This window comes from Butyricicoccus faecihominis, from assembly GCF_014648015.1.
GTDB classification, from domain to species: domain Bacteria; phylum Bacillota; class Clostridia; order Oscillospirales; family Butyricicoccaceae; genus Agathobaculum; species Agathobaculum butyriciproducens.
This window is the reverse complement of the sequence record NZ_BMQH01000008.1, coordinates 80,476-95,005: the sequence shown is the minus strand read 5'-3', so window position 1 is coordinate 95,005 and position 14,530 is coordinate 80,476. Positions and strand designations below refer to the sequence as shown.

Sequence of the window (14,530 nt, the reverse complement as noted above, 5' to 3'; positions counted from 1 at the left end):
TATACTAACTATATTATTATATATCTCAGGAGAGCAAATTGCAAACAGCATTTGCGTAAGCCACCGGATCATCCACCGGCATACCCTCGATGAGCAGCGCCTGCGTATACAGGATATCCGCATAGGTGCTTACCTTATCCGAGCCTCCCGCCTGCAGCGCACACAGCTTCTTAAAGATCGGGTGCTCGGCATTCAGCTCCAGAACACGCTCGGCGTGTACGCTCTGACCGCCGTTGACAGCAGCCTGCTGGTTGAGCACCTTCTCCATCTCGAGCGTTACCGGGCCTTCGGCACGCAGGCAGCACGGATGGCTCTTGAGGCGGCTGGTCAGCTCGACCTTCTTAACCTTGCCCTCGAGCGCCTTGCCAAGTGCTTCGAGGACATCCTTGTTGTCCTCACTCAGCTTTTTGATCTCTTCCTTCTCGTCCTCGCTGTCCAGACCAAGGTCTGCATCCGCAATGGACTTGAATTCCTTATCGTTGTACTTAGCGAGCATCTTGACGCAGAACTCATCAATGCTGTCATCCATACACAGCACCTCGTAGCCCTTGTCGGACAGCGTTTCCATAACCGGCAGCAGCTTGATCTTGTCAATGGTCTCGCCGCAAGCATAGTAGATATACTTCTGGTCTTCCTTCATGCGGGAAGCGTACTCCGCAAGCGATACCAGCTTGTCCTCCGTGGAGGAATGGTACATCAGCAGATCCTGCAGCAGCTCCTTGTGCGCGCCGTACTCAACATAAGCACCGTACTTAATCTGACGGCCGAATGCTGCCCAGAACTTCTCATAATCCTCGCGCTTATCCTTCTGCATCTTGAGCAGCTCGCTCTTGATCTTCTTCTCAAGGCTCTGCGCAATGGCCTTCAAATGGCGGTCGTGCTGCAGCATCTCACGGGAGATGTTGAGCGACAGATCTGCCGTATCGACCATGCCGTGTACAAAGCTGAAATGATCGGGCAGCAGATCCGCGCATTTGTCCATGATGAGTACGCCGTTGGAGTACAGCTGCAGACCCTTCTCATAATCCTTGGTGTAGTAGTCCATCGGCGCGTGAGACGGGATGAACAGCATTGCCGTATACGTTACCGCGCCTTCCACACTGGAATGGATATGGCACAGCGGCGGCTGATAATCGTAGAACTTCTGCGTATAGAAGCTGTTGTAATCCTCGTCCTTCAGCTCCTTCTTGGACTTCTTCCAGATCGGAACCATGGAATTGAGGGTCTCATTCTCGGTGTACTCCTCCCACTCCGGCTTGTAGTCATCGCCTGCATCTGCCGGCTTCTCCTTCATGCGGGAGCGCGTCATATCCATCTTGATCGGGTAGCGAATGTAATCGGAATACTTCTTTACCAGACCCTGAATGCGGTACGGCTCGAGGAATTCATCGTAATTCTCGTTCTCCGTATTGTCCTTGATGGTCAGCACGATCTTCGTGCCGTTTTCTGCCTTTTCGCACGGTGCAACCGTGTAGCCGTCCGCACCGTCGGACTCCCAGCGGTTGGCCTCGTCGCTGCCTGCCGCACGGGATACGACCTCAACATGCTTTGCGACCATAAATGCCGCATAGAAGCCAACGCCGAACTGACCGATGATGTCGATGTCGTCCTGCTTTTCGTTTTCGTTCTTGAACGCCAGCGAACCGGAATGCGCGATCGTACCGAGGTTGTTCTCCATTTCCTCGGCAGTCATGCCGCAGCCGTGGTCCTCGATGATAAAGCGACGGTTTGCCTTGTCGAGCGTCAGCTCGATCGGCAGACTGTCGCGGGTGATGCCGGTCTTGCCTTCCTTCATTGCATTATAGTAGAGCTTATCCGTTGCGTCGGATGCGTTGGAGATCAGCTCACGCAGGAAAATCTCCTTGTGCGTATAAATAGAGTTGATCATCAAATCGAGCAGGCGCTTGGATTCTGCCTTAAACTGCTTGGTTGCCATGATTACATACACCTCTGTGTTTGTTGTTCGGTATTAGCACTCTCAATCACCGAGTGCCAACATTGATATAATAAGCCTATTGCGCAAAAAAATCAAGTAGGGTTTGTAAAATTCATGGTTTGTTCAAAATCGAAATTGAGAATTGGATATGCCCGAACCGTGCAGGCGGTTCACCCTATTCGGGCGGAGAATTTTTCCGTGAACCACGGCGGGGAGTGCCGCTGCGCGCGGCAGGCGCACAAGAGGGTAGACAACCTGCGGTTTTCCACCCTCTTGTGAATCTCCCCTTTTCCCTTAGAGGGCACGGCGGTAACGGTAGAAGGAGACCGCTGCGAAAAAAAGAGTGCGGCAGAGGATTTTTCGTTCCGCGTTGTATCCGCCTATTCGTAGTGTCGGATACCGTACTGCTACATCCAATTTGGGTCTACGCAGGCGCGGCACAACAGTGCCGCGCAACACGATTACGGGTGCATATCGCCTATATCCGTAGGATTTGGATAATCTGCACAAGCAAAAAATTTGCGCGGCACGGGTATGCCGCGCCTGCGTGGAGTAAGCCGCCTGTGTAGCAGTACGGTATCTGGCACTGCGAATAGGTAGAGGAATGGACGCGCAATGCGCGCCCCTACGGAACGGTAACCCGACTGCCGTACTCCTTTTCGGAGCGGTCTCCTCTCTACCATTACCGCCGTACTATCAAGCAAAGGAAAGGTAGGAGTTCAAAGAGGAAGGGAAACCATGGGTGTCCCTTCCTTTTTGTCCCCGCGGCGGACGCCGCACGTTCCTCACCGCCGCAGCGGCGGAATCCTCGCCCGGCAATGGCGAACCACCTTCGCAGTTCGGGCACACCGGAAAACCTGTGTCTGCGACCGGTGCAGCCCGGATAGGACGAACTGTCTGCGCGATAGGACGCTCCCTATCCATTCTCAATTTTGACACACCCCCTTTCCTATGCTATACTAAAGGTAAGAAAACAATTTTGGAGTGATAGCATGGTACATCTTGGCAACGATTGGGACGAGATCCTTGCCGGTGAGTTTGAGCAGGATTATTACAAGCGCATTCGCTACTGGCTGAAAAAGGAATACGCCGAGCAGACCATCTATCCGGCGGCAGAGAACATCTTTAACGCTCTGCGGTACACGCCGTATTCCAAGGTCAAGGCCGTCATTCTCGGGCAGGACCCGTATCACGGTCCCGGACAGGCGCACGGACTTTGCTTCTCGGTTCAGCCGGGTGTTCAGCCGCCTCCGAGCCTGCAGAACATCTTCAAGGAGCTGCAGAGTGATCTCGGCATTGTACCTCCCAAGGACGGCACGCTCACCAAGTGGGCGGAGCGCGGTGTGCTCATGCTGAACACGACTTTGACCGTACGCCGCGGGCAGGCGAACAGCCATAAAAACCTCGGCTGGACGACCTTCACCGACCATATAATCGAAAAGCTGAACGAGCATGAGCAGCCGATCGTCTTTCTGCTCTGGGGCGGCAATGCCCGCAGCAAGAAGAAACTCATCACTGCACCGCAGCACCTCGTGCTCGAAAGCGTGCATCCCTCTCCTCTGTCGGCGTACAACGGCTTTTTCGGCTGCAAGCACTTCTCCAAATGCAATGCGTTTCTCGAAGCGCACGGCATCGACCCCATCGACTGGGATCTCAACCATTAAATCGTGAGCTTCCGCACCATTTTCCGGGTGCGGAAGTTTTTTTGACTTTTTTCAAAATTCCTATTGACAAACAGGAGTTTCGGTTGTATATTTAATTCATACAAAACACATATGATTAAAGTGAATTAAGGAGAGTGATCTCTATGATGATCCGGCGAATGTGTCGATGTTGCATCGACTGAGTTTTCCCATCATTCCTTATTAACATTACATTCTAATTTTTCTTAATTTTGAAAGGCGGTTTATCCCATGTCTGATATTAAAAAGAGCTTCTCCGACCTGATCGGCAATACCCCGCTGTACGCGGCTGAAAAGTTTGCAGCTAAGGCTGGCGCTAACGCACAGGTTCTCGCAAAGCTGGAGTACTTTAATCCGGCCGGTTCCGTTAAGGATCGTATCGCAAACGCTATGATCAACGAGGCTGAGAAGTCCGGCGCGCTCAAGCCGGGCGCAACCATTATCGAGCCGACCTCCGGCAACACTGGTATCGGTCTGGCAGCAGTTGCAGCTTCCCGCGGCTACCGCATCATCCTCACCATGCCGGAAACCATGAGCGTTGAACGCCGCAACATGCTGAAGGCATACGGCGCTGAGCTGGTTCTGACCGAAGGCACGAAGGGCATGTCCGGTGCGATTGCAAAGGCAAACGAGTTGGCTAAGGAGACCCCGAACAGCTTCATCCCCGGTCAATTCGTAAACCCGGCAAACCCGGCTGCACACTACGCAACCACCGGCCCCGAGATCTGGGAGCAGTCCGGTCACAAGGTTGACATCTTCGTTGCAGGCGTAGGCACCGGCGGCACCGTAACCGGCACCGGCAAGTACCTGAAGGATCAGGACCCGAATGTCAAGGTAGTAGCTGTTGAGCCGGATACCTCCCCGGTACTGTCCACCGGCAAGGGCGGCCCGCATAAGATTCAGGGTATCGGCGCCGGCTTCGTTCCGGATGTACTCGACACCAAGGTTTACGACGAAGTTATTCGTGTAGCAAACGAGGATGCATTTGAAACCTCTCGCCAGTTCGCTCACAGCGAGGGTCTGTTCGTAGGTATTTCCTCCGGTGCTGCTCTGTGGGCTGCTGTTGAACTGTCCAAGCGTCCGGAGAACGCCGGCAAGGTTATCGTAGCTCTGCTGCCTGATACCGGCGACCGTTATCTGTCCACCCCGCTGGTTTCTGAGTAATTTTAATTCTCAAATCCTGCAATTCTCTCCAAAAATCCATTTATCTCCAAATGTATAAAAAAGACACCTCCGCACAGCGGAGGTGTCTTTTTAATTGAAATGGAGAATGAACGTAACGTTTCTCCAGTTTCCGCCCACGCATTTAACAACGAAAAACCACCCTGCGAAAGCAGGGTGGTTTCGTTATACCTTGGAATAATAAATCGCAGTAACCGCACCATCCTCGATGGAGGGATAGCAATATCGGTAGGTACTGCCGGTGCTTGTCGGCGCATTCAGCTGATGGTATGGCTGGCTGACGTCGATAGCTACGCAATCTGCAGCCGCCGGGATGCTCACTGTACCCTCACCGTCTGCAAAGGTGAACACGCCGTTCGTGTACGTTACCGTGCGGTCGATCGCGCGTTTGCCGCTCAGCGAAACGTAGCTAACGCCGCCGACTCGTCGGAAATCCGTATACTCCATCAGACCGGTATACGTCACCGAAGGATCATAGTTCTCGATCACAACATCGCAGTAATTCTGCGTACCGATACACAGGTTGACCAGATCGCCGCGGCTCTGATACACAGCGCCGCTGCTCTGCACGGTCAAATGCGTTGCCCGATAGAGCATCACCGCCATCTCCGCACGCGTTACCTTGGAAAGCGGATTGATTTTCCCTTTCGAGCCGCCGATCACCTTAGCACCGACCAGTGCGCTGACCGAAGGCTTCGCGTAATTGGAAATCCTGCTCGCATCCGAGAAGCTGCTCACCGAACCGGTGCCCAGCTTGAGCGCCGTGCGGTCAATCGTGCGTTTGAGGAACACCATTGCGTCCTGACGGGTCATACTCTGCTGCGGCTGAAACGCACCGGTCTTGGTGCCCGCCGCTATGCCGAAGGCTTTTGCCGCGATAACCGCCTTGCTGTAATAGGCGCTGCTCGGCACATCGACAAATGAGCCGTTTGAATTAACCTGACCGTTGTCGAGCGCTTCACTCATGCCATAGGCGCGGTCGAGCATAACGATGAAGTCCGCTCGGGTAATAGCGTTGCCCGGATAAAACAGATGGGTTCCGCTGCCCTTGATTACGCCTGCAACGGCAAGCGTATCAACCTCGCGGGAAGCCCACGCGTACTCTCCTGCTGTATCATAAAAGTAAACCGAGTGTTCAGGAAGATACGCATACGTCTCCGTGGTGTTCGCGCTCAGTGCATAGGCTGCTGTGATCGCGCTTACGACCACCACAACCGCCAGCACCGCAACGGTCACCAGCTTTCGCGTTCTTTTCATAATATTCTCCTTGCCCAGTGGTTATGATAGATAGGGTGTATTCCCCACCTATGTAAACTTACTTCAAAATTGTAGCACACTGTTCCCCACTTGACAAGTTAAAATATGACTAAATTTGTTGTAACCATTCTGTAATTTTAACCTTTTTATACAAGAAAAGCGCGGTTTTCCAGCAAACCGCGCTTTCAAAGTCCATTTTTCGTCTATCACTGCTGTTCTGCGCGGTACCATCGCCAGCTCAGCACAGTCGGGATAATCGTTGCCGCCGCCGTTGGCGCAAGCACCAGCACAAACTTTGCAATCTCGTTCGGAACGAACGAACCTGCCGCACCAATAATACCCGCCGCAAACATCATGCGGCCTGCAGCACGATGCGTTTTCGTCCAGACAGTTTCGCTCGACAGCGTCCATGGCGTTTTGAGTCCGCAGTACCAGTTCATGCGAAACTTCGGCATAATGTTGCCGAGGCACATCACCAGCAGGCTGACGAGCAGACATACGACTGTCGGCACATCGACCGTACCCGGACGCAGTGCTTCCGCAATACAGATGCCGCACATTGCGGTCAGGAACAGGTCGATCATGATCTGAAACCCGATATAGGCATCGGAAAATTTGTCGTAGTTCTTGCTTTTCGGGTCAAACCGCGGCAGAAAGTAAAACAGAACCGCAAACAGCGGTGCCATCCCGGCCACGATCCACAAATGCCATCTGGTTTCATAACTCACATGGCCGACAAGATCCCACTGCATGGGAATTTCTGCGGGCAGCCTGCTGTAAAACGCCGCTGTCATTGCCGCCGGCAGCAGCGACAGCACCCACGCCGTCACCTGCAGTCTACTGATTTTTTTCATTCCTGCCATCTCCTTTCAAGGCGCTGATCCATTCGAGAATCTCATCCACGACCGACATATTCAACTCATAATAAATGTACTTGCCCTGCTTGTCATCCAGCACCAGACCCGCATCCCGCAGGACGGACAGGTGATGTGAAATGGTTGCGCCCGACACCTCGAAGTGCGCCGCAATATCGCCCGCCGCCATCGGTCCGCGCCGCAGCAGCGACAGAATTTCGCGCCGCACCGGATCGCTGAGCGCCTTAAAGCTCTGCTGAAACCCCATTACTGTCCCCTCTTTCGTGCGGTAAACCATGTTTTGCGTCCGCAGGCCGGACAATCCAGCTGCCAGTCGTTTCCCACATGCGTGCGGAAAACCAGCCGCTTCCACGGCAGATTCTGTTTCGTGCCGCAGGATTTGCAAATCAAATCGTACTTCGCAAGTGCTTTCGCCTGCAAGATTACCAGTATTGCCGCTAAAATCAGCGCAATCGCGCAAATCAGAATGGTAATGTCCATTCCATTCACCGTCCTTCTCGCTATCCTGTTAATTAGATGGCCATCTAATTGTTTTCAGTATACCACATCTTCTGCGTTTGTCAACACATTTCGATAAATATCTAAATGATGTAAAAAGAAAAACCGCAAGTTTAACTTGCGGTTTCGATGTTCTATACCAGAACTTACGCCATGCCGTTGAGCTTGGTAGTCATCTTGCTCTTCTTGTTGGACGCATTGTTCTTGTGCAGGAGGTGCTTGGCAGCCGCCTGATCGACAGCCTTGACAGCGGTCGTGTAAGCAGCAGTTGCTTCAGCCTTATCGCCGCCAGCAATCGCAGCATCAAACTTCTTCAGAGTGGTCTTGAGCTCGCTCTTAGCCATCTGGTTGTTCAGCGCCTTTACGGAGTTAACCTTAACGCGCTTCTTTGCAGACTTAATATTGGGCATTCTGAAAACACCTCCTTCGTTTTCTATTCAACAGTGATATTATTCTATCATCTTCTCACAAAAAAAGCAAGTGTTTTTTTCATTTTCTGCATAAAAACTTTTCCCTCGAAAAAACTATCCTTATAAGGAGGGATTGTGCATGGCTTTCCGCACCGATCTGGCCGTGGAGGCGATTGAAAACCATAAGTCAGCCGCTGCCCTGCCGCATGTCCGGCAGTCCGACCGCATGCTTGAGGGCTTCGCCATACACGAAGTACGCATTCTCTCAGAGGATGCCGCCCGCGAGATCGGCAAGCCGCAGGGACGCTATCTCACGCTTGAACTGGATGCACTCATCCGCCGTGAGGAGGATGCGTTTCCGCGTGCCTGCAAGGCGCTCAGCACGCTGCTGCGCGAGCTGCTGCCGCATCCGAATGACGGTCCGGTGCTCATCGCCGGACTGGGCAACCGTATGATAACCCCCGATGCCATCGGTCCGCAGACCGCCGATCATGTCATTGCCACGCGGCATCTGGTCGCGCAGTCGCCCGATATTTTCGCGGACTGGCGGCCCGTTTCCGCACTGGCTCCGGGTGTGCTCGGACAGACCGGCGTCGAGACCGGCGAGGTCATCTGCGGTGTGCTCGATCGCGTGCGCCCTGCCGCTGTCATCGCCGTGGATGCGCTTGCCGCCGGTCGGCTGTCGCGGCTGCTGCGTACGGTGCAGCTGGCAGATACCGGCATTACGCCGGGGGCCGGCGTGGGAAACGCCCGTGCGGCGCTCAACGAGGAAACACTCGGCGTGCCGGTTATCGCCGTTGGTGTGCCGACCGTGGTGGACGGCGCAACGCTCGCACATGAGATCAGCAGCCAGCTTGGGCAGCCTAATTGTGAAGCGCTGGACGACCTCTCTCAGCCGGTGATGATCACCACACGCGACATTGACCGCGAGGTCGCTGACATCTCCCGCATGATCGGCTATGCGGTCAACATGGCGCTGCATCCGCACCTCAGTGTTGCCGATATCGACCTGTACCTCTCGTGACAGGTTTCGGGCATACTCGCACGCTGTACGGCGTATGATAGATAGCATGAAACAGCAAGGAGGATGGCGCAATGAAGCGGCGTAAACATCAGAAATTCCGATCGAGAGGCGGCATCCGCCTGCCTGCCGTCATCACCCTCTGTCTGGCACTGTCGCTGCTGATTTTTTCCCGGGCAGGCGGCGAGCCGATCGCGCAAAAGGCACTGACCGGTCTGGCGCACAACAGCGGCTTTGTCACCCGCGCAATGGCGCTCGAATTCGGCGTTTCGCCAGATGATACCGCCGAGGTGTACACGCCGCGCACGGCTGCCGCAGCACGGGATGAGCAGGCGGAGAATCCGCTTGCGGAGAGCACCTATGTGCCCTCGTCCGACACCGAGAACAACAATCCGGTGCTGTCGGCCGCTGACAAGGCCGCCACGGTCTCCATCAACAACGAGACCTCGTATGACGTGGATGCGGCAGACTGTCTCGCCGCAGACGAGCATCTTTCCGCAGGCGGTGACGGGCCGCAGGTGCTTATCTATCACACACACGGCAGCGAAAGCTACACGCCGGATGCCGCTTTTCCGTATACACCGACCGAGACCGAGCGCACGACCGATACCAATTATAATGTAGTGCGCGTCGGTGACGAGCTGCAGAAGGTCCTCGAGAACAACGGCATTGAGGCCGTACATATCCGCGAAATTTTCGATTCGCCCGTGTACACTGGCGCGTATGACCGCTCGCTTGCCGTGGTTGAGGACACGCTGGCAGAATATCCATCCATCACAACCGTCATTGATGTGCACCGCGACTCGATCCTGACCGATGATGGCCGCGCCTACAAGACCTCATGCACGATAAACGGCGAGGAAACCGCACAGCTTATGCTTGTAGTCGGCACAGATGACGGCGGCCTGTATCACCCGGACTGGCAGGAGAACCTGAATCGTGCAGCATCGCTGCAGTACCGGCTCAACCGCACCTATCCGACGCTCATGCGTCCGCTTAATCTGCGGACCCAGCGTTTTAATCAGCATGCAACGCACAGCGCGTTTCTGGTGGAGGTAGGTTCGTCGGGCAATACGATGACAGAAGCGCTGAAAGGAATCAGATTATTTGGCGAGGTTCTTTCGGCCGAATTGACCACTTGACCGCAGGGCGGAATGAGGTCACCCCGCCCTACAAGATAACTTTCCGAATAATTTTTATCATAGTGCGCACCCTAACTTGGGGTGAAACTATGGAAACGATCACATTTACCGCCGATCTGGAACGAAACATCCGCATGATGCAGGAGCTGTTCCGGAACGACGATACGCTTATCATACGGCGTGCCATCGGTCAAAACGGACTGCGCTGTGCGCTGTTTTTCTTTGACGGCATGGTAAATTCCCTTGCCATCAACCAGAGCCTTGTGCGGCCGATCCTGCGCTGTGAGCAGCCGCGGCTTTCCGCCGATATACTCGCCGCCGCTGTGCTCCAGGCCGACGAATGCCGCGTGGAAACCGATATGAACAAGGTATTTGCCGCCTTTCTCTACGGCGACGCCATTGTACTGACCGACGGCGATGCACGTCCGGTTCTCGTCAACACCAAGGGCTTCGACAAGCGCAGCACCGCCGAACCGGAAAACGAGCGCGTCCTTTCCGGCCCGCGGGAGGGCTTCACCGAGTGCTTTATGCCCAATCTGGCGCTCATCCGCCGCCGCGTAAACGACCCTCGGCTGAAATTCCGGTTTATGCGCGTCGGCAGCCGCACGAACACCAATGTGTGCCTGTGCTATATCGCCGGACTGTGTGAAAACGGTCTGGTTGAGCGTCTGGAAACGCGTCTGACCGCGCTCGATATCGACAGTGTGCTCGACTCCAACTATCTTGCCGAGCGCATCCGCGACCACCGCTGGTCGCCGTTTCCGACGCTCGGCACAACCGAACGGCCGGACGTTGCCGCTTCCCGTATGCTGGAGGGTCGGTGTGTCCTTGTCGTGGACGGCAGTCCGGTAGCGCTCACAGCGCCGTTTCTGTTTCAGGAGTGCTTTCAGTCCAACGACGACTACTATATCAGCTTTCTGCAGGCGAATCTTTCGCGCATTCTGCGTGTCATCGGATTTGTATTCACGATCACGTTTCCGGCGGTCTATGCCGCGCTCATGCTTTATCACCGTGAACTCGTGCCCGCGCGGCTGCTGTTTGCCGTCTCCGCCGCACAGCGCGGCGTTCCCTTACCCATCGGCTGGGAGATTTTGCTCATGCTGTTCGTGCTCGAGGCACTCAAGGAAGCCGGAGCGCGAACGCCCGGTGCCATGGGACAGACGATGAGCATTGTCGGCGGTCTGGTGCTCGGTGACGCGGCAGTTTCCGCGCGATTTGCCGCCGCACCGACCGTTATCGTAGTCGCTATCGCGGGTGTCACCGGTCTGATGGTGCCCAAGCTGCAGACTGCTGCCCTGTGGCTTCGCTTCGTGCTGCTCGCTGCTGCAGCCTCCTGGGGACTGTACGGCGTTGGTCTTGCACTCGGATTAACACTCGCAGCACTGTGCCGCATGCACTCGTGCTCGGTACCGTATCTGCTCAATCTGGTACCGCGCATCTCTGCCGAGCACGAGGACACCTGGCTTCGCTATCCATGGTTTTTCATGCGCTGCGACCGCTTTGCCGTCAAACGCCCGTCGAAGGAGGAACGCCCGTGAAGCTGCTCAGATTCCTGCCGCTGCTGCTGTTGCTGTGCGGCTGTGCGAGAGAGGTTTCACCGGTATCCGCACTTGCGCTCGACTGCAAAAACGGTGTGTACTGCCTGACCGCCGAGGTTGTGCGGCAGGACTCGCCGGACGACACCGCCGCACCGGCTTACCTGTCTGCCACCGGAACCGATGTGACGGACGCACTGCGCAACCTGCGCAGTATCCTGCCGGGCGACCTGTATTTGAGCCATGCACAGGTGCTGCTTTTAAGCGAGGATGCGGTTTCCGAGAGCATTCTTCCGCTGGCGGACTATCTTTGCCGTGAAAACGATGTGCGGCTCAGCCTGCGGGCAGCCGTCGTGCGGGACGGCTCTGCCGCCGAGCTGCTGGAGAACGACAACGAGGTGTACGCGCTCAGCGAGCTGCTTGACCGCTCCGCGCAGGACGGTATTCTGCCGGATATGCCGCTGTACCGCGTCACCGATGTGCTGCACGCAGACGGCACGGCCATTCTTCCGGCCTTGCGCGTGGATGCGTTCGGACAGACGGCACCGGCAGGCACGGCAGTGTTCAAAAACGAACGGCTGAACTGCTTTTTAGACGGTGAGATCGGCGGTGGCGCCTATGCGTGAGCGGCTGTTTCCGCGGTGGTGTACGGCGCTGTTTGCCCTGCTGCCGATGAGCGAATTACTGTATCTTCCCGCCGACGGGCAGAGCGTGTACGCCGCTGCACTCGCGTGTACGGTTTGTGCACTGATCGGTATCGGAGCAGCAAGGCTGTCCGACCGTGTTCGGCATTCGGCTCCTGCACAATGGGTGCTCGCCCTGATCTCGCTGTTTCCGCTGCTGGCATCCATCGCACGCATGAGCATTTTCCTGCAGAAGACCGTATTCACCGGACGCTCATGCGGCAGCACAGTTGTGCTGCTGACAGTCTGCATCCTGCTCACGGCCTCAATGGGGCTCAACCGCTGTGCCATGTGGGCACTGCCAATTGCGTGGCTTGCCGGTACGGTACTCCTGCTCTCCGGCGTGCTGACATTCACACAGCTTATGCCTGCCAACTTTTCCGCACCAACAGCGGCATTGCTGCCGCAATTCCGGCATATTCTGTACTCCCTGCTGCCGGCATCGGTCGTACTGGCGTTTTCTCTGCCGGAGACCAGGCTGTCCGCAAGCGTGTCGCGCGGACTCAGCGCAGGCGGTGCATTGCTCGCACTCCTGCTGCTGCGCACAGTGCTGCTGCTTGGAGCTAACACCGCTGCCCTGCTCCCCTATCCGGCGTTTACCGCCGCCGGACTGGCTGCCATCGGCAATTTTGCCCGACACGGCGAGGTATTCTTCGCAGTGCCTCTCCTCCTGTGTGAGATTGGCCGATGCGCCGCACTTGTCTGCGTGCTGCTGTATCCGTTCACACGCACCTGCGGCGTTTTGCACCTGCGCCGACCGCAATAGCATTTGGGCAACACCGCACAATTAAAGCTGCGGTTCCTTGCGTAGGCTCCGGTCGCGCTGCCGCGGCACTTTGCGCAAATCGCTCTTGTTCAATTATGCGGTATTGCCCTTGTTTTCCTCTCCCAGTTCTGCTATAATGCAAACAGCAGAGCAAAGGAGATTACGGCATGAATATTCAGATTTTCGGCAAAAACAAGTGTTTTGATACCAAAAAAGCGCAGCGATGGTTCAAGGAGCGCGGCATTAAATTCCAGATGATCGACCTTGCGCAAAAGGGCATGTCCAAGGGTGAACTGGACAGCGTGCTGAAGGCTGTCGGCGGACTGGACAACCTGCTTGACCAGAAAAGCAAGAGTTATGCGTCGCTTGCCTACCTCGCCTACGACGAGGACAAGAAGGAAAAGCTGCTCGAGGACGGCACGCTGATGAAAACGCCAATTGTCCGCAACGGCCGTCAGGCAACTGTCGGCTACCAGCCCGATGTTTGGGAGCAGTGGGAATAACTTCTCCAAAGCCGTTCTGTGCCTCAGAACGGCTTTTTCCGTGTCCGTTGTCCGCTTTAGCGCCTTGTATAAAATATTTTTAGGAAAATGCTGTCATCTCGCAAAATATACCCTCTTTCTGTATCTGCTGTTTGATAAACTATGTTCGATAATAAGAAGCGGCATTGATTTATGCTTCTGATTTCATGCGAAAGTGAGGGAGAGCTCATGAAGAGAAAAGGCAAGCGTTTTCTTGTTCTGCTGACTACCGCCAGCCTGAGTCTGAATATGCTCGGCATCAGCGCTTTTGCAGCAGAAGATTCTCCGGAGACGGACGCTGCTTTCGTTTCAGAGATCTCAAACGATGAGACCGATTTATCTGTAAACCGTCCGGATTCCGATGTTCCGGAGGTTTCCTACGAGCCGATCATTATCGACATTCCTGATGGACCGATTCCGGCCGGTGAAACCTGGGATAACGAGGCTTCGGCTACAGATATTGCAGAGAACGATATTCCAACGACTGACAGCTTCAAGGAGCACCTGTCCGGCGGTTCATCCAAACTGTGGATAACCGTAGGGGTTGTCTCCGGTGCAGGCGTGATTTTCACTGCCATGTGCCAAAAAGGCAACGAGAACCGGTAAAAACAATAAACGCCCGCTCATTTTTGAGCGGGCGTCAGTCTGTCAAAAAAGTATTATTTTAATTTTTACGCTTCGTGCGGCAGCACGCATAAAATAGAATTTGCGGAGCAAATTCATAAAAAGTCGGGGCGTGTACCTGACTTTTTATACAAGGGAAGAAAAAATGTGCCCGCAGGGCGCGGTTTTTCTTCAGTATTCGCTCGAAAGCGTGGTTTCGAGCGAGAGGCTTGCTCGAAAAACGAAGTTTTTCGACAGTCTCAAAGAACCTGTCGTAAGACAGGTTCTTTTTCACATAAGCAAGCAGAAATTACTTGTTCTTATTCTTGATGTACTCGTCCATCGCAGCCGCAGCGCGCTTGCCTGCGCCCATGGCGAGGATAACGGTAGCCGCACCGGTAACAGCGTCGCCGCCGGCA

The 14,530-nt window shown here is 55.1% G+C and carries 15 protein-coding genes; 9 read left to right on the top strand and 6 right to left on the bottom strand.

All coding sequences use genetic code 11. From position 1 onward, the window contains the following. Positions 1 to 25: 25 nt before the first annotated feature. Positions 26 to 1,936, bottom strand: coding sequence for a molecular chaperone HtpG (gene htpG / locus IEY11_RS09190; RefSeq protein ID WP_188886357.1), 1,911 nt, complete (start codon positions 1,934 to 1,936; stop codon positions 26 to 28). A 992-nt stretch (positions 1,937 to 2,928) separates the two neighbouring features. Between htpG and ung the strand changes: the two genes are divergently transcribed. Then, positions 2,929 to 3,600, top strand: coding sequence for a uracil-DNA glycosylase (gene ung, locus IEY11_RS09185; RefSeq protein WP_110436950.1), 672 nt, complete (start codon positions 2,929 to 2,931; stop codon positions 3,598 to 3,600). A 249-nt stretch (positions 3,601 to 3,849) separates the two neighbouring features. Further along, a complete protein-coding gene (cysK, locus tag IEY11_RS09180; protein ID WP_110436951.1) occupies positions 3,850 to 4,782 on the top strand; it encodes a cysteine synthase A in 933 nt (310 codons plus the stop codon). 183 nt (positions 4,783 to 4,965) lie between these two features. Here the strand turns inward: cysK and IEY11_RS09175 are convergent, their stop codons facing one another. The 5 genes from IEY11_RS09175 to rpsT form a co-directional block, all read right to left on the bottom strand. Continuing rightward, on the bottom strand, positions 4,966 to 6,057 hold the full coding sequence (locus tag IEY11_RS09175; protein ID WP_188886356.1) for an S-layer homology domain-containing protein: 1,092 nt from the start codon (positions 6,055 to 6,057) through the stop codon (positions 4,966 to 4,968). Positions 6,058 to 6,263: 206 nt separating this feature from the next. Further along, positions 6,264 to 6,911 (bottom strand): SdpI family protein, encoded by a 648-nt coding sequence (locus IEY11_RS09170; RefSeq protein WP_188886355.1) that lies wholly within the window; start codon positions 6,909 to 6,911, stop codon positions 6,264 to 6,266. Next, complete coding sequence (locus tag IEY11_RS09165) at positions 6,895 to 7,179, bottom strand: autorepressor SdpR family transcription factor (protein WP_118358725.1); 285 nt, start codon at positions 7,177 to 7,179, stop codon at positions 6,895 to 6,897. The genes IEY11_RS09170 and IEY11_RS09165 overlap by 17 nt, the downstream gene beginning before the upstream one ends. Continuing rightward, the gene (locus IEY11_RS09160) at positions 7,179 to 7,412 is read right to left on the bottom strand and encodes a hypothetical protein (protein WP_188886354.1); all 234 of its coding nucleotides are present in this window, start codon (positions 7,410 to 7,412) and stop codon (positions 7,179 to 7,181) included. The genes IEY11_RS09165 and IEY11_RS09160 overlap by 1 nt, the downstream gene beginning before the upstream one ends. A 164-nt stretch (positions 7,413 to 7,576) precedes the next feature. Continuing rightward, the gene (gene rpsT, locus IEY11_RS09155; protein ID WP_110436956.1) at positions 7,577 to 7,840 is read right to left on the bottom strand and encodes a 30S ribosomal protein S20; all 264 of its coding nucleotides are present in this window, start codon (positions 7,838 to 7,840) and stop codon (positions 7,577 to 7,579) included. A gap of 139 nt (positions 7,841 to 7,979) precedes the next feature. On the opposite strand from rpsT, the gene gpr reads away from it, so the two are divergent. From gpr to IEY11_RS09120, 7 genes are all read left to right on the top strand, one after another. Continuing rightward, complete coding sequence (gene gpr, locus IEY11_RS09150) at positions 7,980 to 8,864, top strand: GPR endopeptidase (RefSeq protein WP_188886353.1); 885 nt, start codon at positions 7,980 to 7,982, stop codon at positions 8,862 to 8,864. A 71-nt stretch (positions 8,865 to 8,935) separates the two neighbouring features. Further along, a complete protein-coding gene (gene spoIIP, locus IEY11_RS09145; protein WP_188886352.1) occupies positions 8,936 to 10,003 on the top strand; it encodes a stage II sporulation protein P in 1,068 nt (355 codons plus the stop codon). 89 nt (positions 10,004 to 10,092) lie between these two features. Beyond that, entirely contained in the window at positions 10,093 to 11,541 is a 1,449-nt protein-coding gene (locus IEY11_RS09140; protein ID WP_188886351.1) for a spore germination protein, read from the top strand. After that, positions 11,538 to 12,164, top strand: a complete 627-nt coding sequence (locus tag IEY11_RS09135) for a Ger(x)C family spore germination protein (protein WP_118358715.1) — start codon at positions 11,538 to 11,540, stop codon at positions 12,162 to 12,164. Before IEY11_RS09140 ends, IEY11_RS09135 begins: the two co-directional genes overlap by 4 nt. Then, positions 12,157 to 12,987, top strand: coding sequence for a hypothetical protein (locus tag IEY11_RS09130; protein ID WP_188886350.1), 831 nt, complete (start codon positions 12,157 to 12,159; stop codon positions 12,985 to 12,987). The genes IEY11_RS09135 and IEY11_RS09130 overlap by 8 nt, the downstream gene beginning before the upstream one ends. Positions 12,988 to 13,154: 167 nt before the next feature. Beyond that, positions 13,155 to 13,490, top strand: a complete 336-nt coding sequence (locus IEY11_RS09125; protein ID WP_110436962.1) for an arsenate reductase family protein — start codon at positions 13,155 to 13,157, stop codon at positions 13,488 to 13,490. A 207-nt stretch (positions 13,491 to 13,697) separates the two neighbouring features. Beyond that, positions 13,698 to 14,114: a hypothetical protein gene (locus IEY11_RS09120; RefSeq protein ID WP_188886349.1), complete on the top strand. Its 417-nt coding sequence runs from the start codon at positions 13,698 to 13,700 to the stop codon at positions 14,112 to 14,114. The last annotated feature ends 416 nt before the right edge of the window (positions 14,115 to 14,530 follow it).